21 protein-coding genes are annotated in these 25069 nt (G+C 63.8%); 9 read left to right on the top strand and 12 right to left on the bottom strand.

Going from position 1 to position 25069, the window contains the following annotated elements:
• Positions 1 to 30 precede the first annotated feature (30 nt).
• The 4 genes from frr to rpsB form a co-directional block, all read right to left on the bottom strand.
• Complete coding sequence (frr, locus tag QD280_RS14020; RefSeq protein WP_043333023.1) at positions 31 to 588, bottom strand: ribosome recycling factor; 558 nt, start codon at positions 586 to 588, stop codon at positions 31 to 33.
• A 4-nt stretch (positions 589 to 592) separates the two neighbouring features.
• The gene (gene pyrH / locus QD280_RS14015; RefSeq protein ID WP_225347344.1) at positions 593 to 1330 is read right to left on the bottom strand and encodes a UMP kinase; all 738 of its coding nucleotides are present in this window, start codon (positions 1328 to 1330) and stop codon (positions 593 to 595) included.
• A gap of 116 nt (positions 1331 to 1446) precedes the next feature.
• On the bottom strand, positions 1447 to 2316 hold the full coding sequence (tsf, locus tag QD280_RS14010; RefSeq protein WP_043333025.1) for a translation elongation factor Ts: 870 nt from the start codon (positions 2314 to 2316) through the stop codon (positions 1447 to 1449).
• Positions 2317 to 2494: 178 nt separating this feature from the next.
• The gene (gene rpsB / locus QD280_RS14005) at positions 2495 to 3229 is read right to left on the bottom strand and encodes a 30S ribosomal protein S2 (RefSeq protein WP_043333027.1); all 735 of its coding nucleotides are present in this window, start codon (positions 3227 to 3229) and stop codon (positions 2495 to 2497) included.
• A gap of 315 nt (positions 3230 to 3544) precedes the next feature.
• Here rpsB and map point away from each other — a divergent pair, with 315 nt between their 5' ends.
• From map to QD280_RS13970, 7 genes are all read left to right on the top strand, one after another.
• Positions 3545 to 4336, top strand: a complete 792-nt coding sequence (gene map, locus QD280_RS14000; protein ID WP_043333030.1) for a type I methionyl aminopeptidase — start codon at positions 3545 to 3547, stop codon at positions 4334 to 4336.
• Positions 4337 to 4341: 5 nt separating this feature from the next.
• Positions 4342 to 7053, top strand: a complete 2712-nt coding sequence (locus QD280_RS13995) for a [protein-PII] uridylyltransferase (protein ID WP_043333097.1) — start codon at positions 4342 to 4344, stop codon at positions 7051 to 7053.
• A 205-nt stretch (positions 7054 to 7258) separates the two neighbouring features.
• Entirely contained in the window at positions 7259 to 8458 is a 1200-nt protein-coding gene (dapC, locus tag QD280_RS13990; protein WP_279839753.1) for a succinyldiaminopimelate transaminase, read from the top strand.
• A gap of 39 nt (positions 8459 to 8497) precedes the next feature.
• Entirely contained in the window at positions 8498 to 8899 is a 402-nt protein-coding gene (locus QD280_RS13985) for an ArsC family reductase (RefSeq protein ID WP_347881974.1), read from the top strand.
• A gap of 40 nt (positions 8900 to 8939) precedes the next feature.
• Positions 8940 to 9965, top strand: coding sequence for a 2,3,4,5-tetrahydropyridine-2,6-dicarboxylate N-succinyltransferase (gene dapD / locus QD280_RS13980; RefSeq protein WP_077377814.1), 1026 nt, complete (start codon positions 8940 to 8942; stop codon positions 9963 to 9965).
• Positions 9966 to 10126: 161 nt separating this feature from the next.
• Positions 10127 to 11323, top strand: coding sequence for a succinyl-diaminopimelate desuccinylase (dapE, locus tag QD280_RS13975; protein WP_279839751.1), 1197 nt, complete (start codon positions 10127 to 10129; stop codon positions 11321 to 11323).
• Positions 11320 to 11733: a hypothetical protein gene (locus QD280_RS13970; protein ID WP_043333036.1), complete on the top strand. Its 414-nt coding sequence runs from the start codon at positions 11320 to 11322 to the stop codon at positions 11731 to 11733. The genes dapE and QD280_RS13970 overlap by 4 nt, the downstream gene beginning before the upstream one ends.
• A gap of 96 nt (positions 11734 to 11829) precedes the next feature.
• On the opposite strand, the gene QD280_RS13965 is transcribed toward QD280_RS13970, so the two are convergent.
• Positions 11830 to 12294 carry a cold-shock protein gene (locus QD280_RS13965; protein ID WP_043333039.1) on the bottom strand — a complete coding sequence of 155 codons (465 nt, stop codon included), beginning with the start codon at positions 12292 to 12294 and terminating at the stop codon, positions 11830 to 11832.
• Between the two features lie 596 nt (positions 12295 to 12890).
• Here QD280_RS13965 and QD280_RS13960 point away from each other — a divergent pair.
• Positions 12891 to 13142 carry a SlyX family protein gene (locus tag QD280_RS13960; RefSeq protein ID WP_279839749.1) on the top strand — a complete coding sequence of 84 codons (252 nt, stop codon included), beginning with the start codon at positions 12891 to 12893 and terminating at the stop codon, positions 13140 to 13142.
• A gap of 144 nt (positions 13143 to 13286) precedes the next feature.
• Here QD280_RS13960 and trxB read toward each other — a convergent pair whose 3' ends face one another.
• From trxB to QD280_RS13945, 3 genes are all read right to left on the bottom strand, one after another.
• Positions 13287 to 14243 carry a thioredoxin-disulfide reductase gene (gene trxB / locus QD280_RS13955; RefSeq protein ID WP_192839172.1) on the bottom strand — a complete coding sequence of 319 codons (957 nt, stop codon included), beginning with the start codon at positions 14241 to 14243 and terminating at the stop codon, positions 13287 to 13289.
• 468 nt (positions 14244 to 14711) lie between these two features.
• Positions 14712 to 15314, bottom strand: coding sequence for a peroxiredoxin (locus tag QD280_RS13950; RefSeq protein ID WP_043333044.1), 603 nt, complete (start codon positions 15312 to 15314; stop codon positions 14712 to 14714).
• 297 nt (positions 15315 to 15611) lie between these two features.
• Positions 15612 to 15977 carry a CPXCG motif-containing cysteine-rich protein gene (locus QD280_RS13945; RefSeq protein ID WP_107335906.1) on the bottom strand — a complete coding sequence of 122 codons (366 nt, stop codon included), beginning with the start codon at positions 15975 to 15977 and terminating at the stop codon, positions 15612 to 15614.
• A gap of 347 nt (positions 15978 to 16324) precedes the next feature.
• On the opposite strand from QD280_RS13945, the gene acnA reads away from it, so the two are divergent.
• Positions 16325 to 19084: an aconitate hydratase AcnA gene (acnA, locus tag QD280_RS13940; protein ID WP_279839746.1), complete on the top strand. Its 2760-nt coding sequence runs from the start codon at positions 16325 to 16327 to the stop codon at positions 19082 to 19084.
• Positions 19085 to 19230: 146 nt separating this feature from the next.
• On the opposite strand, the gene QD280_RS13935 is transcribed toward acnA, so the two are convergent.
• The 4 genes from QD280_RS13935 to ald form a co-directional block, all read right to left on the bottom strand.
• Positions 19231 to 20910, bottom strand: coding sequence for an NAD-dependent malic enzyme (locus QD280_RS13935; RefSeq protein ID WP_279839744.1), 1680 nt, complete (start codon positions 20908 to 20910; stop codon positions 19231 to 19233).
• 311 nt (positions 20911 to 21221) lie between these two features.
• Positions 21222 to 22451, bottom strand: coding sequence for a YeeE/YedE family protein (locus QD280_RS13930; protein ID WP_341773674.1), 1230 nt, complete (start codon positions 22449 to 22451; stop codon positions 21222 to 21224).
• Between the two features lie 265 nt (positions 22452 to 22716).
• Positions 22717 to 23730: a tryptophan--tRNA ligase gene (locus QD280_RS13925; RefSeq protein ID WP_107335903.1), complete on the bottom strand. Its 1014-nt coding sequence runs from the start codon at positions 23728 to 23730 to the stop codon at positions 22717 to 22719.
• A 185-nt stretch (positions 23731 to 23915) separates the two neighbouring features.
• On the bottom strand, positions 23916 to 25037 hold the full coding sequence (gene ald / locus QD280_RS13920) for an alanine dehydrogenase (protein ID WP_279834594.1): 1122 nt from the start codon (positions 25035 to 25037) through the stop codon (positions 23916 to 23918).
• Positions 25038 to 25069: the final 32 nt, after the last annotated feature.

The raw sequence follows: 25069 nt of genomic DNA, 5'->3' as shown, positions 1-25069 counted from the left end.
GCCGCCGGCAAACGCCGGCGGCAGACCCGATCAGACCTGCATCAGGTCGGTTTCCTTGTGCTCCAGAGCACTGTCGACTTCCGCCACATACTTGTCGGTCAGCTTCTGGATCTCGTCTTCTCCGCGACGTGCATCGTCTTCGGAGATGTCCTTGTCCTTGAGCAGGCTCTTGATGTCGCCATTGGCGTCACGACGCACATTGCGGAGCGCCACGCGGGCGTTTTCCGCTTCTGCACGCGCCTGCTTGGTGTAACCGCGACGCGTCTCTTCCGTCAGCATCGGCATCGGGACGCGAATCACGTCACCGGCGGTGGACGGGTTGAGACCCAGGTCAGAAGTCATGATGGCCTTCTCGACCTTCGGCACCATGGGCTTTTCCCACGGCACGACAGTCAGGGTGCGCGCATCTTCGGTGGTGATGTTGGCCACCTGATTCAGCGGTACCTGGCTACCATAGTAATCGACCGTCACGGCATCCAGGATGCTGGGATGCGCACGACCCGTACGGATCTTGCCGAAGGCGGCACCGAGGGACTCGATGGTCTTCTTCATGCGTGATTCGGCGTCTTTCTTGATGTCGTTGATCACAGTCTTACCCTCTATCAATCAGCGTGCCTTCCTTGCCACCCACCACCAGGTTGAGCAGCGCGCCTGCCTTGTTCATGTTGAACACCCGCACCGGCATGTCATGGTCACGTACCAGGCAGATGGCGGTCAAATCCATCACGCCAAGCTTCTGGTCCAGCGCATCATCGTAGCTAAGGCTGTCGTACTTCACGGCATCCGGGAACTTGACCGGGTCCTTGTCGTAGACACCATCCACCTTGGTTGCCTTGATGACGGCATCCGCGTCGATCTCGATACCGCGCAGACAGGCAGCGGAATCGGTAGTGAAGAACGGGTTGCCGGTACCGGCGGAGAAGATGACCACATCGCCAGACGTCAGATAACGGATGGCGGTACGGCGATCATAATGTTCTACCACGCCACTCATCGGGATGGCAGACATCACGCGTGAACGGATGTTGGAGCGTTCCAGCGCATCACGCAGCGCCAGACCATTCATCACGGTCGCCAGCATGCCCATATGGTCACCGGTCACACGCTCCATGCCGACTTCCTGCAGGGCTGCGCCACGGAACAGGTTGCCGCCACCGATGACGATGCCGACCTGGACGCCGATGCCCACCAGCTGACCGATTTCCAGCGCCATGCGATCCAGCACCTTGGGGTCGATGCCGAAATCGCCATCGCCCATCAGGGCCTCACCGGAAAGCTTGAGCAGTATGCGCTTGTACTTGGCATTGCGTTCAGCGGAAATGGTGGCCATGCGAATCTCTCCTGATACTGACATACGGGGAACGGGGCGGCCCGAAGGCGGGGGCCAGATACACGATGGCGTGCGACTATGCGCACGCCATCATGAGAAGCGAAAACAGTCAGCCCTTACGCGCGGCTGGCCTGCTCACGGACTTCAGCTGCGAAGTCGACTTCTTCCTTCTCGATACCTTCACCGACTTCCATGCGTACGAAGGATACCACTTCACCACCGGCTGCCTTGACGAACTCGGCGACGGTCTGGTTCGGATCCTTGACGAACGGCTGTTCGGTCAGGCTGTTCTCAGCCAGGTACTTCTTCAGACGACCCTGGGACATCTTCTCGGCGATTTCCGCCGGCTTGCCTGCCATGTCCGGCTGAGCAAGGATGATGGCCTTTTCAGCGTCCATCTGTTCCTGCGGCATGTCGGACGGACGTGCACAGACCGGGTTGACGGCTGCGACGTGCATGGAGACGTCCTTGGCTGCTTCACCAGTACCGCCGTTCAGCAGGGTCAGCGCAGCGATGCGGCCGCCGTGGACGTAGCCACCGACGACGCCGCCAGCCGGCGCTTCGACCAGCTCGGCACGACGAACGGAGATGTTCTCACCGATCTTCTGAACCAGCTGACCACGGGTGTCTTCCAGCTCGCCTTCCATCAGGGAAGCGATGTCGGTGTTCTTGGTAGCGAACACACGATCGGCGATCAGCTGGGTGAAGGCCTTGAAATTGTCATCACGAGCGACGAAGTCGGTCTCGGAGTTGATTTCGACCATCACGCCGTAGCTGGCGTCGTCGGCGACCTTGATGACGATGGCGCCTTCAGCGGCCACGCGGCCAGCTTTCTTGGCGGCCTTCAGGCCGGAGTTCTTGCGCAGGTTCTCGATCGCCAGCTCGATGTCGCCACCGGCTTCGGTAAGAGCCTTCTTGCATTCCATCATGCCGAGCGCAGTACGCTCACGCAGTTCCTTGACCATAGATGCGCTGATAGCTGCCATGGGATGAAACCTCTGTCGTGTCGACGTCTTTGAATACGGGAATTCGGTCACGACCGCTGAACGGTCGCAAATAAGGGGGCCGTGGCCCCCTCATTGCCTGACCTGACTGCCACCTGGCTAGGCCATGCCGCACTTAGTGTAGCGCAGCGTTTGTGACAGTCAGATCAAGCCGCCAGGATCACTCTGCTGCGTCTTCTTCAGAAGCAGTTTCGACAAACTCACCGGCCAGCTCTTCTTCCTTGTTCTTGCCACAGGCGCCTGCAATTGCCTGGACATAGATCTGGATGGCGCGGATGGAGTCATCGTTACCCGGGATGACGTAGTCCACGCCGTCCGGGTTGGAGTTGGTATCGACGACGCCGATGACCGGGATGCCCAGCTTGTTGGCTTCGTTGATCGCGATGCGCTCGTGGTCAACGTCGATCACGAACATTGCGTCCGGCAGGCCGCCCATGTCCTTGATACCGCCGATGGAGCGCTCGAGCTTGTCCTGCTCACGAGTGGCCATCAGGACTTCTTTCTTGGTCAGCTTCGCGAAGGTACCGTCTTCATGCATCTGCTCGATTTCACGCAGGCGCTTGATGGACTGACGGATGGTCTTGAAGTTGGTCAGCATGCCGCCCAACCAGCGATGGTTGACGTACGGCTGGCCAGCCTTGCGAGCTTCTTCCTTGATGATCTTGCCGGCAGCGCGCTTGGTGCCCACGAACATGATCTTGTTGCCATTGGCAGCCATCTTCTCGACCACTGACACGGCTTCGTTCAGCGCCGGCAGGGTGTGCTCGAGGTTGATGATGTGGATCTTGTTGCGAGCGCCGAAGATGAACTTGGACATCTTCGGGTTCCAGTACTTGGTCTGGTGACCGAAGTGTGCGCCTGCCTTGAGCAGATCGCGCATGTTGACTTGCGCCATGTGAATATCTCCTGGATATCGGGTTGGGCCTCCACGTCCCCCATGGATCCGACCGCTTGCGCGGCACCCGGGACCATGTGACGGAACGTGTGTGGATTGGGGTTATGTACGTCAGTCCTTCAATCTCGCCTCGGCCAGGCGCCCGGAGGTGGCCGATCGAGGAGAATTTGCAGGAAAGCGCGCGGCTTTATACCATAGCTCGACCACGATATGAAGTCGCCACTGCCCGACGCGGCATGCGATGCGTCGCGCCATTCCCCCGTCACGCGCGGCCTGGCGGCGTTTCATCCCTCTTATCTCCTGCCTCGAGTCCTCATGAACATTCCCATCAAGACAGCTGAAGAAATCGACAAGATGCGCGTCGCCGGCCGTCTGGCGGCTGAAGTGCTGGAGCTGCTCGACGAGCATGTCCGTCCCGGCGTCACCACGGGCGAGCTCAACCGCATCGCGCACCACCACATCACCGAAGTTCAGGGCTGCATTCCGGCGCCGCTCAACTACCACGGCTTCCCGAAATCGATCTGCACCTCGATCAATCACGTGGTCTGTCACGGCATCCCCGATGACAACAAGAAGCTCAAGAAAGGCGACATCCTCAACATCGACATCACCGTGATCAAGGACGGCTATCACGGCGATACCTCGAAGATGTACATCGTCGGCGAGCCGAGCATCCAGGCCGAGCGTCTGTGCCGCGTCACCCAGGAATGCCTCTATAAAGGCATCGAGCTGGTACGTCCGGGCGTACGCCTGTCAGAAATCGGTCGTGCGATCCAGAAGCATGCCGAAGCGGCAGGCTACAGTGTCGTGCGTGACTTCTGTGGCCACGGCATCGGCGCCGGCTTCCATGAAGACCCGCAGGTGCTGCACTATGACGGCTACGAAGCCCGTGCCGACGCCGAGCTTCTGGAAGGCATGTGCCTGACCATCGAGCCGATGGTCAATGTCGGTGGCTACAAGGTGAAGGTCCTCAAGGACGACTGGACAGCCGTCACCAAGGACAAGAGCCTCTCGGCCCAGTGGGAGCATACCCTGCTGGTCACCGCCACCGGCGTCGAGGTACTGACACGTCGCACGGAAGAGGACCTCTCCTTCCTCGAGGGTTGATCAAGATGCTCCTGCACCACTATCACTTCGTCGAGCGTGAAGCGCTCTACGATGCCGTCACCTTCGACGGCGAGCTGGCTACGACGAAGACACCCATCCCGCTGTTCAAGCGGGCTCTGGCACAGGTACAGGAGCGTCTCGAGGCTCGCTTCAAGGCGGGCGCCGACATCCGCGACCTCATCCATGGTCGTGCCCGCGCCATCGATCGCCTGCTGGCCATCGCCTGGCAGCGCCAGACCTGGCCGGATGACGGCATCGCCCTGCTCGCCGTGGGCGGCTACGGCCGCGGCGAGCTGCACCCGCACTCCGACATCGACCTGCTGCTGTTGCTGGAGCAGGACGACGACACGCCCTATCGTGAGGCGCTGTCCGACTTCATCACCTTCCTGTGGGACATCGGTCTCGAGATCGGCCAGTCCGTGCGCTCGCTGAGTGACTGCGAGCGTGAGGCACGCGCCGATGTCACCGTGATCACCAACCTGCTGGAATCCCGTGTCATCGCCGGCCCTCAGCGGCTGCGCGAGGCCATGCGCGAACGTCTGGCCACCGACCGTCTGTGGCCGGCCGAAGCCTTCTTCGAGGCCAAGTGGCAGGAGCAGATCGCTCGCCACCACAAGTTCGCCAACACCGAATATCACCTCGAACCCAACATCAAGTCGTCGCCCGGCGGCCTGCGCGATATCCAGATGATCGGCTGGGTCGCCAAGCGCCACTTCGGGGTCGAGCGCTACGACAACCTGGTCGCGCTGGGCTTCATGAATGATGCCGAACTGCGCATTCTCAGCCAGGGCCAGGCCTTCCTGTGGCAGGTGCGCTTCGCGCTGCACATGCTGGCCGGACGCGCCGAGGACCGGCTGCTGTTCGACCACCAGCGCACCATCGCCGAGCTGTTCGGCTTCCGCGACACGCCCGAGCATCTGGCGGTCGAGCAGTTCATGAAGCGCTACTACCGCCACGTCACCGCCCTGGCGGGCCTCAACGACATGCTGCTGCAGCACTTCGACGAGGCCATCCTGCGCCATGACGAGCCGGTCAACATCGTACCGCTCAATCCGCGCTTCGAGATCCGCAGCGGCTACATCAGCCTGCGCGAGGAAGGCGTGTTCCGCCGCCGCCCCGCCGCGCTGCTGGAGCTGTTCCTGCTGATGGCGCAGCACCCGGAAATCGAGGGCGTGCGCGCCGACACCATCCGCGCGCTGCGTGATCATCGCCACCAGATCGACGACGCCTTCCGCGACGACGTGCGCCACCAGAGCCTGTTCATGGAGCTGATGCGCTGTGGCGGCAACGTGCCCCGCGTACTCAAGCGCATGGCGCGCTACGGCATCCTCGGCAAGTACCTGCCGGCCTTCGGGCGTGCCGTGGGGCTGATGCAGCATGACCTCTTCCACGTCTACACCGTCGATGCGCATACCCTGCGCCTGCTCAAGGTCGCCCAGGAATTCCGCGCCCCCGATGCCGAGGAGGAATTCCCGGTCGCCGCGACCCTGATCCGCGAGCTGCCCAAGCTGGAGCTGCTGTGGATCGCCGGGCTCTATCACGACATCGGCAAGGGCCGTGGCGGCGACCACTCCGAGATCGGTGCCGAGGAAGTCGAGGACTTCGCGCGCCGTCATGACCTCAGCCCGCGTGACACCCGCACCCTGAGCTGGCTGGTGCGCCATCACCTGCTGATGTCGATGACCGCCCAGAAGCAGGACATCGCCGACCCCGAGATCATCACCCGCTTCGCCGAGATCGTCGGCGACGAGACGCACCTGGATTATCTCTACGTGCTGACGGTGGCCGACATCAACGCCACCAACCCGTCTCTGTGGAACGGCTGGCGTGCGGCATTGCTGCGCCAGCTGCACATGGAGACGCGCCGGGCGCTGCGCCGTGGCCTCGAGCATCCGCCGGAGCGCCACGAGTGGATCACCGAGACCCGCGAGGAAGCGCTGTCCCTGCTGGCCGGCATGGGCACTACCCGCACTGACGCCGAGGCGCTGTGGGCCAGCCTCGGCGACGACTACTTCGTGCGCTATGCGCCCAGCGAGGTGGCCTGGCACACCCAGGGCATCCTCGCGCGCCAGGCGGCCCCGCAGCTCGACGAGCATGGCGAGCCGCTGCCGCTGGTACTGACAAGCGCGCCCACCGAGGAGATGACCGAAGGCGGCACCAAGGTCTTCATCCACACTCGCTCGGTGGACAACCTGTTCGCGGCCACCGCCGCGGCGCTGGAGCAGCTGGGGCTCTCGATCCACGATGCACGCATCGCAACCTCCAGCCACAACTGGACGCTCAACACCTTCATCCTGCTCGACGATGACGGCGAGCCGATCCGCGACGCCGCACGCCTGGCCGATATCCGTACCCATCTGGTCGAAGAGCTGGATGACCCGGACGACTACTCGGTGATCGTCAATCGCCACACGCCGCGCCAGCTCAAGCACTTCCGCATCGCGCCGCGCATCACGCTGAGTCAGGACTACACCAACGGCCGCAGCGTGCTGGAAGTGATCGCCTCGGACCGCCCGGGCCTGCTGGCGCGCATCGGCCGCGTGTTCATGGAGCACGAGATCGCCATCGATGCCGCCAAGATCGCCACCCTCGGCGAGCGCGTCGAGGATATCTTCTTCATCACCGACCGCGCCGGTGAACCCATCACCGACCCCGAGCGCCAGACACGCCTGCGTGACGCCCTCACCGAAGTCCTCGAGGTCGGCGAGCGCGGCTGAGACGCGCGACGGCGCGTGACGGCGCGTGACGGCGCGTGACGAGAGTACAGAGGGAAAGCGCCGGCCGGCACCCCGCGATTGAGGGGACCGGCCGGCTTCCCTATAATCGCGAGTCGACCTGCATGGCAGTCCGGTGACTCGCGGACGCCTTCCTCCCTGCTCGGCCGGCAGCCTGACTGCCACGGCCATCACCCATGGAACGTGCATGAACCCGGATCTCGACCAGCTCAAGCCCTACCCGTTTGAAACCCTGGCCAAGCTGCGCGAGGGCGTCGTGCCCAATCCCGCCCTGGACCCGATTGCACTGACCATCGGCGAACCGCGTCACGCGCCGCCCGAGTTCGTGCTCGACACCCTGCGCGAGCACATCATGGGCGTGGCCAAGTACCCCGCCACCGGCGGTCTGGGGGAATTGCGCCAGGCGATCGCCGACTGGCTCGAGAAGCGCTTCTCGCTCAACGCCACGCCGGATATCGACCAGCAGGTCCTGCCGGTCACCGGCACCCGCGAGGCACTGTTCGCCTTCATCCAGGCCTCGCTGGACAGCAGCCGTCCAGCGCGCGTACTGGTGCCGAACCCCTTCTATCAGATCTATGAAGGCGCGACGCTGCTGGCCGGCGGCGAGGTCACCTACCTGCCCTGCCCCGCCGAGAATGGCTTCCGCCCCGACTACGCCGCGGTCCCGGCCGAGGTGTGGCGTGACACCCAGATCGTCTTCGTCTGCTCGCCGGGCAATCCCACCGGCGCCGTGACACCGCTGGAGGACTTCCAGCAGTTGATTCGCCTCGCTGACGAGCACGATTTCCTGATCGCCTCCGATGAGTGCTACTCGGAGCTCTATCTCGACGAGTCCACGCCGCCGCCGGGCCTGCTGCAGGCCTGTGCCGCCATGGGCCGCGATGACTATGCGCGCTGCGTGGTCTTCCACTCGCTGTCCAAGCGCTCCAACCTGCCGGGCCTGCGCTCCGGCTTCGTGGCCGGCGATGGCGAGGTGATCCGTCGCTTCCGTCACTACCGCACCTATCACGGCTGCGCGATGCCACTGCATCACCAGTACGCCTCCATCGCCGCCTGGAATGATGAAGCCCACGTGCTGGCCAATCGCGATGCCTACCGCGAGAAGTTTGCCGCCGTGACCGAAATCCTCGCACCGGTGATGGACTTCCCGACTCCGGAAGCCAGCTTCTACCTGTACCCCGCCGTGCCGGGCGGTGACGACGCCGCCTTCACCCGCGAGCTGCTGCGCGAAGAGGCGGTCGGCGTGCTGCCGGCAAGCTACATGGCGCGCGAGGTGGACGGCGTGAACCCTGGCGCCGGACGCATTCGTCTGGCGCTGGTGGCCGAACTGGAACAGACCGTCGAAGCCGCCCAGCGCCTGCGTCGCTTCGTCGAACGCCTGCGCTGAGCGCCGGGCCTGCATGGGCTGACAGCAGCCCAACACTGGATGACAGCCCCGCCCGGCGAGGCGGATTGGCTCAAGGAGACCGCCATGCACGTGCTCTACGGCATCAAGACCTGTGATACCTGCCGCAAGGCACGCCGCGCCCTCGACGACCGGGGCGTGCCCTATCGCTGGCATGACCTGCGCGAGGATGGTCTCTCCGCCAGCCTGCTGGAATCCTGGCTGGAGCAGACCGCCTGGAGCAGCCTGCTCAACAAGCGCAGCACCAGCTGGCGCAACCTGAGCGATGAACAACGTGACAGCCTCGATGCCAATTCGGCACGCGCATTGATGCTGGAGCACCCGACCCTGATCAAGCGTCCCATTCTCGAGCGTCATCCCGCCGACAATGAGATGGATCTGGTGATCGGCTATGACAAGGCGGTCTACGAACCGCAGGACTGAGCTACCCCTTACACCACTGGACACCCCGGAGATTGACACGATGTTGAGCCTTGCCCTCGGAATCGGCACCCAGAACACCACCGGCGACTGGCTGGAAGTCTACTATCCTGCCCCGCTGTTCAAGCCGACCGCTGCCGTTGCTGACGCCGCTCGCAAGGCACTGGACGCACCGGCTGGCACCACCGCCACCAGCTTCCTCCCGGAACACTGCGCCGCCCTGGCCAGCGCCCTGCGCGACGCCGGTGACAGCGCCCAGGCCGAACTGGCCGAGAGCCTGGCCGCCAGCCAGCGCCCGCTGGTCGCCATGTTCATCGAGGAAGACGCCGCCCCGCAGAGCGTGCCGGAGGTCTACCTCAAGCTGCACCTGCTGTCTCACCGCATGGTGCGTCCGCACGGCATCGATCTGACCGGCATGTTCGGTCTGCTGAAGAATGTCGCCTGGACCAGCGAAGGCGCCATCGACATCGAGGAGCTGCCGGCGCGGCGCCTCAAGGCCCGCCTGGAAGGTCGCACCCTGTCCGTGGACTGCGTCGACAAGTTCCCGAAGATGACCGACTACGTGGTGCCGACCGGCATTCGTATCGCCGATACCGCACGCGTGCGTCTGGGCGCCTACCTGGGCGAAGGCACCACCGTGATGCACGAAGGCTTCTGCAACTTCAATGCCGGCACCGAAGGCCCGGGCATGATCGAAGGCCGCATCTCCGCGGGCGTCTTCGTCGGCAAGGGTTCTGATCTGGGCGGCGGTTGCTCCACCATGGGCACCCTGTCCGGTGGCGGCAACATCGTCATCAAGGTCGGTGAAGGCTGCCTCATCGGCGCCAATGCCGGTATCGGCATCCCGCTGGGCGATCGCTGCACCGTGGAAGCTGGCCTCTACATCACCGCCGGCACCAAGGTCATGGTCTTCGACAACGAAGGCCAGGAAGTCGAGACGGTCGCGGCCCGTGAGCTGGCCAGCCAGGACGACCTGCTGCTGCGTCGCAACTCCGTCACCGGCCGTGTCGAGTGCCGCACCAACAAGAGCGCCATCGCGCTCAACGATGCCCTGCACGCCCACAACTGAGGCGCGTGACGATGGCCTGTCAGGGGCTACACCTCTGGCAGGCCGTCGTGGCATTTCCCGGCTCGGGCAGCAGTGTCCGAGCCGGCGTGAAGACACTTCGTCTCTCCCCCCGAATTTCGCGCTGTCGCTCCTCGCGATGACGCCTGCAGCGATGGCCCATGATGACTGATTCAAACGCACCGCTTCCGCCACGCCCCGCCGATCTGTCTCCGACGCTGGAGCTGGCCTTCGATCTCATCTCACGCCCCTCGGTCACGCCGGACGACCTGGACTGCCAGACCCTGATGATCGAACGCCTCGAGGCGCTGGGCTTCACCATCACGCGGCTACCCTTCGGCGATGTCGACAACTTCTGGGCGGTGCGCGGCCATCATGGTCCGGTGCTGGCCTTCGCCGGCCACACCGATGTCGTGCCGACGGGCCCGGAAGCCAACTGGCAGTATCCGCCGTTCTCGCCGTGCATCGACGATGCCGGCTTCCTGTGTGGCCGTGGCGCCGCCGACATGAAGGGTTCGCTGGCCGCGATGCTGACCGCCACCGAGCGCTTCGTCACCGCCAACCCGGATCACGAAGGCCGCATCGCCTTCTTGATCACCTCCGATGAGGAAGGCCCGGCGGTTCACGGCACCCGTGCGGTGGTCGAGTATCTGCGCGAGCATCACGAGCGCCTCGACTACTGCATCGTCGGCGAACCGTCCTCCACCGACTACGCCGGTGACGTGATCAAGAATGGCCGTCGCGGCTCGCTGGGTGCGGTCATGCACGTCAAGGGCATCCAGGGCCATGTGGCCTACCCGCATCTGGCGCGCAACCCGATCCACGATGCCGCTCCGGCGCTGGCCGCCCTGGCTGCCGAGCATTGGGACAACGGCAACGACTTCTTCCCGGCGACCAGCTTCCAGATCTCCAACATCCGTGGCGGTACCGGCGCGACCAACGTCATTCCCGGCGAGCTGGAAGTGGTCTTCAACTTCCGCTACTCCACCGAACTGACCGCCGATGACCTCAAGCGTCGCACCTATGAGATCCTCGAGAAGCACGGTCTGGACGTCGAGATCGAGTGGAACCTGAGCGGCGAGCCCTTCCTGACGCCGGAAGGCGCGCTGGTCGATGCCGCCGTCCATGGCGTGGAACGCGCGCTGGGGCGCAAGCCGGTGCTGTCCACCTCCGGCGGCACCTCCGATGGTCGCTTCATCGCCACGCTCGGCACTCAGGTCGTCGAGCTGGGGCCGGTCAACGCGACCATCCACAAGATCGATGAACGCGTCATGGCCAGCGATCTGGACCGACTCTCCAGCGCCTACGAGCACATCCTGGAATACCTGTTTGTCCCCGCGACCCAAGAGACCACGGCATGAGCGACACCCCGCACAATGACGCCGATGAGCAGTACCCGGACATCGAGATCTACCTCAAGCCCTTGAGCCTGGAGGCGCTGGGCGCCTGGCTGGGCGAGCAGTTCGGTCAGGTCGTCGTCTTCCAGCCGGCCGGCAAGCTGCAGCACCGTACGCGCCTCACGCGTGATGGCGCCGAGATCGCGGTGCTGGTGGTCGAGAAGGTCGCCGATGGCTTCGCCAGCCTGTGGTTCGACAGCGCCAGTACCCCCTGGGCGCGCGATGTCGACTGCGCACGCGCCGCCGCCCGGGCCCTGCAGGTCGAGACGCGCTGCTCACTGGGCAGCTGGCAGCCCGGTGATGAGCCGGACCGCTTCTTCCGTGTCATGGCCGATGGCAGCGAGGAGGCTTTCACCTGGCCGGACAAGGGCTGAGTGACCCGCCTCTTCTGGTGCGACAGACCATGAAACGACAACGCCCCGCAGGCTAGCCTGCGGGGCGTTGTCGTCTTTCACTGAGCGAGTCAGCGATCAGGTGATGACCGTCACGTCATCCGCCTGCAGGCCACGCTCATTGCTGATGACGTGGTAACGCACTTTCTGACCTTCGGCCAAGGTACGGTGGCCCTTGCCACGAATGGCACGGAAGTGAACGAAGACATCTTCACCACTTTCACGGGTCACGAAACCGTAGCCCTTGTTGACGTTGAACCACTTGACCTCGCCGATCTCACGATCGTCGTCCTCGACTTCAGCCAGTACTGCAGAGCGCGGAGACAGCACCGGAATGGCAAGCGTCGCGATCAACAGCAGGATGAACACGGCCGCGACGGCAGCCGCGTACGCCAGCTCGAAGCCCTCGACGCTAAGCGCCTGGCTCAGGGTGTCGGCCAGCTGGCCGCCGGTCAGGGTGATGAAGACAGCAATCAGCAACGGTGCCGGCAGTGCCAGCAGCAGGCTGATGATGAAACAACGGAAGAACGTCTTGGAACTCATCAAGATAAACTCTCTAGGTAATGGGTGGAGGTGTAACGCGAGGACAGAAATGAGTGCTTCGGATGATCCCTATCAGAATGTTCTGCCCTTGATCGCAATGGACAGCGCCTGACCGCACGACAGGGTTACAGCAGCTATCGTCAGTCGGGAAACTGCCTGAAGGCAGCGCCTCACGGCGGTGCCCGTCACCGTCACTGATACACGCGAAGATGCCTGTGCATCGCTCTGATGACGTCGTGGCTCGTGATGCAGGTAACTCCACATCAGTCGATGGAACCGGCCCTGTCAATGACGCGCGAAGCGCAGGCAATCGAAGGCCGTCAATGAGTGCGATATACGAAAAATAAGTCAATCGCACTGTCAACAGTCTATCACGCCTCTTCCTGATGCGTCTGAGGCAACTCAGTGACAATCCTTCAACACTTTGCGGTAATTCGACAACGATCCAGGCAACGACCGCAGCGATGATTCGGCGTGCCATCGCTTAAGAATCGTGGCAGGAGTCATGGCATGAGTCGTCATCCAACGGCGACCGCCTTACCCTCTTCCCCCACTGCCCACGCGGACCATTCCCTCACCCTCTGGAGCCCAGATGCATGACAACCTCGACTGATCCCAGCCTGGAAGCCCGACTGGAAGCACTGGAATCGCGCCTCGCGCATCAGGATGACTGGCTCGAGACCCTCGATCGCACCGTCATCGCCCAGCAGCGTCAGATAGAGACACTCGAGCGCCTGACCGCGCTGATGGCCAGCCAGCTACGCACCCTGCGCGAGCAGCAAGGCGATGCAGATTCGACAGCACCTTTCAGTGCACAACCACACGACGAGCTGCCGCCCCATTACTGAGCCGCCGGCAGCACGCAGCCCCCCAGCCAAGTCCTGACTGGGCCTTGAACGCAGACCGGCCCCGCAGCGAGGCTGCGGGGCCGGTCGGGCAGTTCTGAATCAGACTTTCTCGAATCAGACAGTGTTGCTACAGACAGGGCGATCTCAGGCGATGAGGCCGTCCAGATAACGCTCGGCATCCAGCGCCGCCATGCAGCCGGTACCGGCAGAGGTGATCGCCTGACGGTAGACGTGGTCCATCACATCGCCACAGGCATAGACACCGGGGATGCTGGTCTGGGTGGCATTGCCTTCCAAGCCGGACTGGACCTTGAGATAGCCGCCCTGCATCTCGAGCTGGCCTTCGAACAGGCTGGTATTCGGACGGTGACCGATGGCGATGAACACGCCCATCGAGCTCAACTCCTTGGTGGCACCGCTCTCGACATGACGCAGACGCACGCCGGTGACACCGGAGTTGTCGCCCAGCACTTCGTCGAGGGTGTGGTGCCATTCGACCGCCATGTTGCCGTTCTCGACCTTGTCGAACAGCTTGTCCTGCAGGATCTTCTCGGCGCGCAGGCTATCGCGGCGATGCACCAGCGTGACCTTGGAGGCGATGTTGGACAGGTACAGCGCTTCCTCGACAGCGGTGTTGCCGCCACCGACCACCACGACTTCCTGATTGCGATAGAAGAAGCCGTCGCAGGTCGCACAGGCCGAGACGCCCTGGCCCATGAACTGCTGCTCACTCGGCAGGCCCAGATACTGCGCGCTGGCGCCGGTGGCGATGATCAGGGCATCACAGCTGTAGCTGCCGTTGTCACCCTTGAGCAGGAACGGACGCTCGCCGAGGGTCACTTCGTTGATGTGGTCGAACAGGACTTCGGTCTCGAAGCGCTCGGCGTGACGACGCATGCGCTCCATCAGCTCCGGCCCCTGCACACCAGCATCGTCGCCGGGCCAGTTGTCGACGTCGGTGGTGGTGGTCAGCTGGCCACCCATCTGCATGCCGGTGATCAGGAGCGGCTTGAGATTGGCACGTGCAGCGTAGACGGCAGCGGTGTAACCCGCCGGGCCGGAACCGAGAATGATCAGACGTTCGTGACGGACATTGCTCATGGATGACCTCAGTGACAGATGAAGGCGGAGGATTTCACCAGCAGCAATGGCGGCTGCTGGCGATCAATGTACTGAACGATACCGACAACGCTACGCACGGCGCATGCGATCGACATGGTTCAGGACACGGCGTGATGATCCGGGCCGGCTGGCGCCCGTGCAGGCTTCCCACTGGAAGCACTTGTATTCGCTGGCTGACTGGCTCGCCGGGCTGGTTGAGGCGAACAAGGACTGCGCAGAGTAGCGCAGACGCCGCCAGCTTTCAGCACCGGACTCAGACCGGCATCGCAGAAGCTTATGCTCAAGCACGAGCCCGCAGGATGGCATTGCCCAGATGCGCGGAAGCCGCCGCCAGGGGCGACGGCTTCCGGTTCGCCTACCTCTCGAGACACTCATTACCGAAGGTTCGAAAGGCAGTGCGGGATCAGTCAGCGCGAACGCGTGAGCTGATCTCGTCCAGGCAGCGACTTACAGGCTGCTGGAGTGGCCTGCCAGGTACTTGGCAACACCTTCAGCGGTGTCCTTCATACCTTCCTGACCTTCTTCCCAGCCTGCCGGGCAGACTTCGCCGTTGGTCTGGTGGAACTGCAGGGCCTTGACCATGCGGACCATCTCGTCGACGTTACGGCCCAGCGGCAGGTTGTTGACGACCTGGTGCTGAACGACACCGTCTTCGTCGATCAGGAAGGAAGCGCGCAGAGCGACGCCAGCTTCCGGGTGCTCGATGCCGTATGCCTGGGTGACTTCGTGCTTGACGTCAGCCACGATCGGGAAGCCGACTTCACCGATGCCGCCAGCGTCCGGAGAGGTCTTGCGCCATGCGTGGTGAGTGAACTGGGAATCGATGGACACACCGATGACTTCGACGCCGAGTTCCTTGAACTTCGCCAGACGGTTGTCGTGGGCGATGATTTCAGACGGGCAAACGAAGGTGAAGTCCAGCGGCCAGAAGAACAGCACGCGCAGCTTGCCGTTGGAATCAGACAGCTTGTAGTTGTCGACGATGGTACCGTCGCCCAGCACTGCTGCGGCTTCGAAATCCGGGGCCTGACGTCCGACCAATACGCTCATGGTGATCTCCTGAGGAATAATGATGATAAAGGCAGCGGGCCGCCTTTGTGATGAATCGCCACACAGACTAATCGCCACGTGTGGCAGATGCCAAATGTTTGCTGCAATCACCACCATAGAGATTGCCTATGGCAGCGCGATGACGCCAACACCGGGTGTCGGGATCATAAGTGACCTTGGCTGCAGAATACAGCATCTGCCGCGCCCTGCCCCTGCAAGCCTGTCACTTTGCGTCACTGATGCCTGCCGGCGCCGGTGCCAGCGTGCCGTGCAGGAGGGATGCCGTCAGAGATGCCGTCACAGCACGTCGTCATCCTGGCCGATATCCAGCCCTTCGAGCTCACCGCTGACCGGGTCGACCTGCTGGCGCACCTGGATCGGCTGACAGCAACGCTCGCAGTCGATGATGTTGGTCAGACTGCCCTCGTCCAGATCCAGGAACACCGTGAAGGGCGTATCGCAGTAGGGGCAGTTGATCTCCGCCTCATGCAGCGCCTCATTGACCGCCCCCGCCTGCTTGTCTTCCAGCAACTCATGGCCCGGCCATTCATCGGACTGCCCCGAGGAATGCTCCGCCAGCCACTGCTCGACCGCCGCATCCAGAACCTCATCATCTTCCGGCAGCTCGCCGGACTCGCTCGGCCTGCGCCCTTGTTCGTTCATGACAGCCTCCGTTGTGCCTGATGGTGAACGCGACGGACATTGCGAGTGGCACCGCCAGGGGTGCCATTGCATTGGATACCTTAGAGGCCGCATTCACGCCGCGCGAGAGTCGTGGCGGCAATCTCTATGGCAGCGAACGCGACGCAGGGTTCCTTGCTTCACACTATCCTCGATGATGGTGCGCGCTTGAATTCCTGTCACATGATGACCATAGCCTTATGTAGGCAACCATCCGCGACCTGGCAGTCGCTCTCGCGACGCGTCGCATCCGGCCGAGGCACCTGACGCGCCTGTTGAACGACACTTCAGCAGTCTGGCCGGTGAAGACAACGACAAGGAGGAGAATCATGGGTTCCCAGCGCTCTCAGTCACTGGATTCGCTTGACACCCTCTCCGAGCTGGAAGTCGGAGACAAGCGCTATCACTACTACTCGCTCAAGAAGGCGGCCGGCACGCTTGGCGACCTGACGCGACTGCCCTTCACGCTCAAGGTGCTGCTGGAGAACCAGCTGCGCTTCGAGGACGGTGAAACCGCGACCAAGGAAGACATCAAGGCGCTGGCCGACTGGCAGAAGACCGCCTCCAGCACCCACGAGATCGGCTATCGTCCGGCGCGCGTGCTGATGCAGGATTTCACCGGCGTGCCCGGTGTGGTCGACCTGGCCTCCATGCGCGACGCCGTCAAGAAGCTCGGCGCCGACCCCGAGAAGGTCAATCCGCTGACCCCGGTGGACCTGGTCATCGACCACTCGGTGATGGTGGACCATTACGGCGATCCGAGCGCCTTCAAGGACAACGTGCGCATCGAGATGGAGCGTAACCGCGAACGTTACGAATTCCTGCGCTGGGGCCAGCAGGCCTTCGACAACTTTTCCGTCGTCCCGCCGGGTACCGGTATCTGCCACCAGGTGAACCTGGAATACCTCGGCCGCGCCGTCTTCACCCGCGAGGAAGATGGCAAGACCTTCGCCTACCCGGACACCCTGGTCGGCACCGACTCCCACACCACCATGATCAACGGCCTCGGCGTCCTCGGCTGGGGTGTCGGCGGCATCGAGGCGGAAGCTGCGATGCTCGGCCAGCCGGTCTCGATGCTGATTCCGGAAGTGGTCGGCTTCAAGCTGACCGGCAAGCTCAACGAAGGCATCACCGCGACTGACCTGGTACTGACCGTCACCCAGATGCTGAGAAGCCGTGGCGTGGTCGGCAAGTTCGTCGAGTTCTACGGTGATGGCCTGGATGACCTGCCGCTGGCCGACCGCGCGACCATCGCCAACATGGCGCCGGAGTATGGCGCTACCTGCGGCTTCTTCCCGCTGGATGACGAGACGCTCAACTACATGCGTCTGTCCGGTCGCTCCGATGAGCAGGTCGCGCTGGTCGAGGCCTATGCCAAGGAGCAGGGTCTGTGGCGCGAGCCGGGCCACGAGCCGGTCTTCTCCGATACGCTCGAGCTGGACATGACCGAGGTCGTCGCCTCCCTCGCCGGTCCCAAGCGCCCGCAGGACCGCGTCGCCCTCACCGACATCAAGCAGACCTTCGAGAAGATTCTCGGCGATCAGCTGGGCGAAGTGCCGGACATCGAGGACGGCAAGTGGCTGTCCGAGGGTGGCCAGACCGCCGTCGATGTCGAGCAGAGCTACGACAAGCAGAGCGAGGTGAAGAACGGCGATTACAGCGAGCTGAATGGCGAGACCTTCCGCCTCGATCACGGTGATGTGGTCATCGCCGCCATCACCTCCTGCACCAACACCTCCAACCCCAGCGTGATGCTGGCGGCTGGCCTGGTGGCGCGCAAGGCACGCGAGAAAGGCCTGAGCAGCAAGCCGTGGGTCAAGACCTCACTGGCGCCGGGCTCTAAGGTCGTCACCGACTACCTGGCGACTGCCGGCGTGCAGGATGACCTCAACGAGCTGGGCTTCAACCTGGTCGGCTATGGCTGCACCACCTGTATCGGCAACTCCGGCCCGCTGCCGGAACCGGTCGAGGACGCCATCAACACGCGTGACCTGACGGTCGCCTCGGTGCTGTCGGGCAACCGCAACTTCGAGGGTCGCGTGCATCCCAACGTGCGTACCAACTGGCTGGCGTCGCCGCCCCTGGTGGTCGCCTATGCCCTCGCCGGCACCGTGCGGGTCGATCTCTCCAAGGAGCCGTTGGGCAAGGACACCGAGGGCAATGACGTCTTCCTCAAGGACATCTGGCCGAGTCAGGCCGAGATCGCCGAGGCCGTCGAGCAGGTGCGTACCGAGATGTACCGCAAGGAGTACGCCGAGGTCTTCGACGGTGACGAGACCTGGCAGGCCATCGATGTGCCGCAAGCCGAAGTGTATGAGTGGAAGGACTCCACCTACATCCAGCATCCGCCGTTCTTCGAAGGAATGCAGCGTGAGCCGGAAGCCGTTCAGGATGTCGAGAATGCCCGCGTGCTGGCGATGCTCGGCGACTCGGTGACCACCGACCACATCTCTCCGGCCGGTGCCATCAAACCGGACAGCCCGGCGGGTCGCTACCTCAAGGAGAACGGGGTCGAGGTCAAGGACTTCAACTCCTACGGCTCACGTCGCGGCAACCACGAAGTGATGATGCGCGGCACCTTCGCCAACGTGCGTATCCGCAACGAGATGCTCGATGGCGTCGAGGGCGGCGAGACCCGCCACGTGCCGTCCGGCGAGCAGATGGCCATCTACGATGCCGCCATGAAGTACGCCGAGGAAGGCACGCCGCTGGTGGTCGTCGCCGGCAAGGAGTATGGCACTGGCTCCTCACGTGACTGGGCCGCCAAGGGCACCCTGCTGCTGGGCGTGCGCGCGGTGATCGCCGAGTCCTACGAGCGTATCCACCGCTCCAACCTGATCGGCATGGGCGTGGTGCCTCTGCAGTTCCCGCAAGGCGAGAGCCGCCAGTCGCTGGGGCTGACCGGTGATGAGGAAATCAGCATCAGCGGCCTGAATGACCTGACGGCCGGCGGCAAGGTCCAGGTCACCTTCAAGAGCGACAAGGGTGAGCAGAAGATCGAGGCGCTGTGCCGCATCGATACCGACAACGAGCTGGAGTACTACCGTCACGGCGGCATCCTCCACTACGTGCTGCGCGGCATGCTGTAACCCGCCAGTCGCTCACCGCAGCGCTGACTGCAACACAAAAGCCCCCGCAGGCATGGCCTGCGGGGGCTTCTTCATTGACGCACTCTGTTTCATGCAACCTGTTTCATGCAATCTGCTTCATGCGCTCACTGGCGGCGCCGATGCAATCAGAACGCCTTGCGGCGGTAGGCGCGGTAACGCGGCTGCCAGAAGTTCTTCTCGATGTTGGCCTGGATGATCTCGTCGCTGGAGGTCAGCGCCACACCATCGGTCTGGGCCTGACGCGCCACGTCGAAGGCGATCTGACGGCTGATGTCCTGGATATCGCCCAGTGACGGCAGCAGCGCACCCTCGCCCTTCAGGACGATGGGGGCGTTGTTGGCCAGCGCGTTGGCGGCGGCCATCAGCATGTTGTCGGTGATGCGTGAGGCGTTGGACGCCAGCACGCCCAGACCGATGCCCGGGAAGATGTAGGCGTTGTTGCACTGGGCGATCGCGTGGGTATGGCCGTTGTGCTCGACCGGCGCGAACGGGCTGCCGGTGGCGACCAGCGCCTTGCCGTCGGTCCACTCGATGACTTCCGCCGGTGTCGCTTCGACGCGTGAGGTCGGGTTGGACAGCGGCATCACCAGCGGGCTCTCGCAGCCGGCCTGCACGGCACGGATCACGTCTTCGCTGAACAGGCCACGCTGGCCGGACACACCGATCAGCACGCTCGGCTTGGCGGCCTTGACCACATCCAGCAGGCCGCGGTCACCGAAGTCGGCCACGCTGTCGATATCGTGGGCCAGACGGCTCTGGAAGTCGTAGAGGCCTTCCATGTCGCTGGTCAGCAGACCGAAGCGATCGACCATGAAGACGCGCTTGCGGGCCTCGGCCTCTTCCATGCCTTCCTTGACCATCGCCACCACGATCATCTCGGCGATACCGCAGCCGGCGCTACCGGCACCCAGGAAGGTGACGCGCTGGTCGGAGAGCTTCTCGCCCTTGGCCTTGCAGGCCGCCATCAGGGTCGCGACCACGACGGAGGCGGTGCCCTGGATGTCGTCATTGAAGCAGCAGACTTCATCGCGGTAACGCTCGAGCAGCGGCATGGCGTTGGCCTGCGCGAAGTCCTCGAACTGGATCATGGCCTTCGGCCAGCGACGCTTCACGGCAGTGATGAACTCGGCCACGAAGGCGTTGTAGTCATCGCCGGTGACGCGCTCGTGACGCCAGCCCATGTAGCGCGGGTCGTCGAGCAGCTTCTGGTTGTTGGTGCCCAGGTCCAGTGAGATCGGCAGGGTGTAGGCCGGGCTGATGCCGCCACAGGCGGTGTACAGCGACAGCTTGCCGATGGGGATGCCCATGCCGCCGATGCCCTGATCGCCCAGCCCCAGGATACGCTCGCCATCGGTGACGACGATGACCTTGACGTTGTCCTTGGTCGCGGAGCGCAGGATGTCATCCATGTGCTCGCGGTCCGGGTAGGAGATGAACAGGCCGCGGTGGTTGCGGTAGATGTTGGAGAACTCCTCGCACGCCTGACCGACGGTCGGGGTGTAGATGATCGGCATCATCTCCTCGAGGTGTTCCTCGATCACGCGGAAGAACAGGGTCTCGTTGTCGTCCTGCACCGAGCGCAACAGGATGTGCTTGTCGAGGTCGGTGGCGCACAGCTGATACTGGCTGTAGACGCGCGCGACCTGCTCTTCGATGCTCTCGACATTCTGCGGCAGCAAGCCCATCAGATTGAAGCTGACACGCTCCTCGAGGCTGAAGGCGCTGCCCTTGTTGAGCAGCGGCATCTCGAGCAGGCTCGGGCCGGCGTAAGGAACGTACAGGGCGCGCTTGGAAGTATCCGTCATGGCGAGACTCTTGAATCAGTGGGGACGACCTCACGCTCGGCAAGCTTCTCGGCATGCCGGCAGACAAGCGCAGCATGCCCGCTGAAGCACCGCAGAAGACCTGCTGGCAACCGGGCGTCCGAGGGACCTTTCGACGTGCAGTTTCCACGTGCGAACAAGGCATGATGATAGCACGCGCAGTGCTATCTCCGGCAGCCTGTGCAAGGTCGGCGTGCGTTGCGCAGACAAGGGTACTGCATGACGAGAAACGCCCCGCTCATCCCCCTGACGGGGAAGGAGCGAGGCGTTCGCAGTCACGTGCGGGGAATGGCTCAGGCCAGATCGGCACGCGATGCCGGCTTGCGCGGCGCAAGGGCGAAGAAGGGACGCAGCTTCACGCCCAGCATGTTGCCGGCGAAGGCCATCACCAGCCACAGCCAGCCATGCAGGCTGCCGGAGGAGATGCCGCCGAAGTAGGCGCCGATGTTGCAGCCGAAAGCCAGCCGCGCGCCGTAGCCCAGCAGCAGGCCACCCAGCACGGCAGCCACCAGCGAGCGCAGCGGAATGTTCCACTTCGGCGCGAACTTGCCGGCCAGCAGCGCCGCCGCCAACGCCCCGACCACGATGCCGATGTTCATCACCGTGGTAATGTCCGTGTAGAGCGGTGCCGCCAGTGCCTTGGCGTTGCCCGCCGCCTGCCAGTAACCCCAGTCACTGACATCGAAGCCCAGCGTGGTGTAGACCTTGGTGCCCCACAGCGCGAAGGCCGAGGTGATACCCCACGGACGCCCGGCCAGCGCCAGGGTGGCGAAGTTGAGCAGCGCCAGCGCCACGGCGCCCGCCAGCAGCGGCCAGGGGCCGCGCAGAAAACGTGACAGGCCACGCGGCTGGCTGTCGGTCACGGCGGCCTTCTCGAGCTCACCGTGACGACGCTTCTCCAGCGTGCGCGTCACCAGCACGATGATGGCGAACAGCACCAGGCTGACGATGATGCCGCCCAGCGCACCGAAGCTGTCCACCAGCGAGACGGCGGGCAGCGACGGCAGGCTCTGCCACCAGCTGAAGTGCGCGGTGCCGATCACCGAGCCGACGCAGAAGAAGATCAGGGTGATCACCATGCGCGCATTGCCGCCGCCGACGGTGAACAGCGTGCCCGAGGCGCAACCGCCGCCCAGCTGCATGCCGAGGCCGAACAGGAAGGCGCCGACCACGACGGAGGTGCCCAGCGGCGAGACGAAGCCGGAGACGTCCTGTCCCCACAGGCTGCCCGCTGCCAATACCGGGAAGAACAGCACCACGGCAATCGCCAGCATCAGCATCTGCGCACGCAGGCCGCGGCCACGACGCTCGGTGATGAACACTCGCCAGGCGGAGGTGAAGCCGAAGGCCGCGTGATAGAGCACCACGCCCAGCGCGCCGCCGATCAGCAACAGCAGGCCCTGGCGCCAGCCGGCGACCAGGCCCAGCAGCACTGAGGCAATGACCAGCAGCCCACCCGCCCAGACGGCGCGAGGGTTGATGGTGGTAGATGGCTGGGCAGGCTCACTGGCCTTGCCCGGCATCGCGTGTTGACTCATGTCGTACCCCCTTGTGTATTCAGCATGCTTGAAGCATTTATGCGGCAAGCCTAACGCGTCGCTTTATAGCTGTGAATGAATTTCCAGCACGCTTTTCATTCCCCGCAGATATATGCCTGACATCACGCCCCGGGTGCCATCAGCCCGCCAGCCCCGATGACGCCACCCTCTGAAACGATGGCGCCAGCAACAGAAACCCCCGCCATCCGGGAAGATGACGGGGGCCGATCGAGCAGCGTGGACGGGCGACCTAGATGAAGTTGCCCAGACCGACGGCGCGACGCAGACGCTCCATCATCGGTGCGGCCTCTTCGCGGGCACGCTCGGCGCCACGCTTGAGGATCGCCTCGACATGCGCCGGGTCCTCCATCAGCTCGACGTAACGCTCGCGCGGCGCCTTGAGGTGATCATTCAGGTATTCGAACAGCTGGTTCTTGGCGTCGCCCCAGCCGATGCCGGCCGCGTACTGCTCACGCATGGCAGCGACTTCCGCCTCGGTGGCGAAGGCCGAATAGATCTGGAACAGCGAACAGGTATCCGGGTCCTTCGGCTCGCCCGGTTCCAGCGAGTTGGTCTTGATCTTGCGCACGCTCTTGAGCAGCTGCTTCTCGGTGCCGAACAGCGGGATGGTGTTGTTGTAGCTCTTGGACATCTTGCGCCCGTCGAGGCCCAGCAGCAGCTGGGATTTCTCGTCGGTCACCGCCTCGGGCATGGTGAAGTAGTTGCCCTTGAAGAGGTGGTTGAAGCGCCCGGCCATGTCGCGCGCCATCTCGATATGCTGGATCTGGTCACGCCCCACCGGCACCTTGTGCGCATTGAACATCAGGATATCCGCCGCCATCAGCACCGGATAGCTGAACAGGCCCATGCTGATGCCGCGATCGAGATCCTCGATACCGCTCTCTTCATTCTCGGCCACGGCGCCCTTGTAGGCATGCGCGCGGTTCATCAAGCCCTTGGCGCACACGCAGTTGAGCAGCCACATCAGCTCCGGGATTTCCGGCACGTCAGACTGGCGATAGAAGATGGCGTTGTCGGTGTCCAGACCCAGTGCCAGCCAGGTGGCGGCGATCTCACGACGCGACTCCTGCACGCGCTTCGGGTCCTGACACTTGATCAGGGCGTGGAAGTCAGCGAGGAAGTAGAAGGACTGGACCGTCGGGTCCTGACTGGCTTCGATGGCAGGCTTGATGGCGCCGACATAGTTGCCGAGATGAGGGGTGCCGGTGGTCGTGATGCCGGTAAGAACGCGGGTCTTGGTCATGGATGCACTTCTTGGGCGTCTGGGTCGGGAGGTCGTGCCGCGGGGCTGCACTCGCTCACAATGGATCACGACAGGCCGCGGCAGCGCCGCTCGAAGTCCTCGAACGCAGCCACCATGACCTGTCGCTATATGTCCCACATCTTACCCTGAGGCGTGCAGCCTTCGTAAGGGCCGGCGCGCCCGGTTCACTCCTTCGCCAGCGCCTCGGCGAGCGCAGTCACCGGCATGTCGAAGGCCTCGCCGACTTCCGGCAGGATCAAATGCCCCGCGTGCACATTGAGGCCCGCGGCAAAGTGGCTGTCCCGGCTCAGCACCTCGCGATAGCCGCCATTGGCGAGGCGCACGATATACGGCAGCGTCGCGCTGGTCAGCGCCTGGGTCGAGGTACGTGCCACCGCGCCGGGCATGTTGGCCACGCAGTAATGCACGATGCCATCCACCACGTAGGTCGGCTCGGCGTGGGTGGTCGCCTGGCTGGTCTCGAAGCAGCCGCCCTGATCGATGGCGACATCCACCAGCACGGCGCCCGGCGTCATCTTGCGCAGATGCTCGCGGCGAATCAGCTTGGGGGCCGCCGCACCGGGCACCAGCACGGCACCGATGATCAACGCCGATTGCCGCACCGCTTCCTCCAGCGCCTCGGAGGTCGAATAGACGGTACGAATCTGGCCCTGATAGCGATGATCCAGCGTCTCGAGGCGCGCCAGTGAGGTATCGAGAATCACCACCTCGGCGCCCAACCCCAGCGCCATGCGCGCCGCGTTCTCCCCCACCACGCCACCGCCGATCACCGTGACCCGTGCCGGCGGCACGCCGGGCACGCCGGGTAACAGCACGCCCATACCGCCCTGCGCCTTCTCCAGCGCGTGCGCGCCGGCCTGGATCGCCATGCGCCCGGCGACGCGACTCATGGGCGCCAGCAGCGGCAGCCCCCCGTCGGCATCCGTGATGGTCTCGTAGGCGATGGCCGTCACGCCGCTCTCCAGCAGGCTCTCGGTCAGCTCACGAGCGGCGGCCAGATGCAGATAGGTGAACAGGGTCTGGCCGCGGGTGAGCCGCGCCACCTCGGCCGGCTGCGGCTCCTTGACCTTGAGAATCAGCTCGGCGTCGCGAAAGACCCGCTCGACGTCCGACTCGAGACGCGCGCCCACACCCTGATATTGCGCATCGGGGTAGCCACTACCCTCCCCGGCGCCAGACTCGACGATCACCTCATGGCCCTGGGCGATCAGCTCACGCACACCGGCAGGCGTGAGGGCGACGCGATACTCGTGGTTCTTGATTTCCTTCGGCACGGCAATCTGCATGGTGAACTCCTTGCACTGCTGGCGGAATGCAC

This window comes from Cobetia sp. 1AS1 (assembly GCF_029846435.1).
Lineage (GTDB): Bacteria > Pseudomonadota > Gammaproteobacteria > Pseudomonadales > Halomonadaceae > Cobetia > Cobetia amphilecti.
This window is presented reverse-complemented; position numbering and strand designations above follow the sequence as displayed.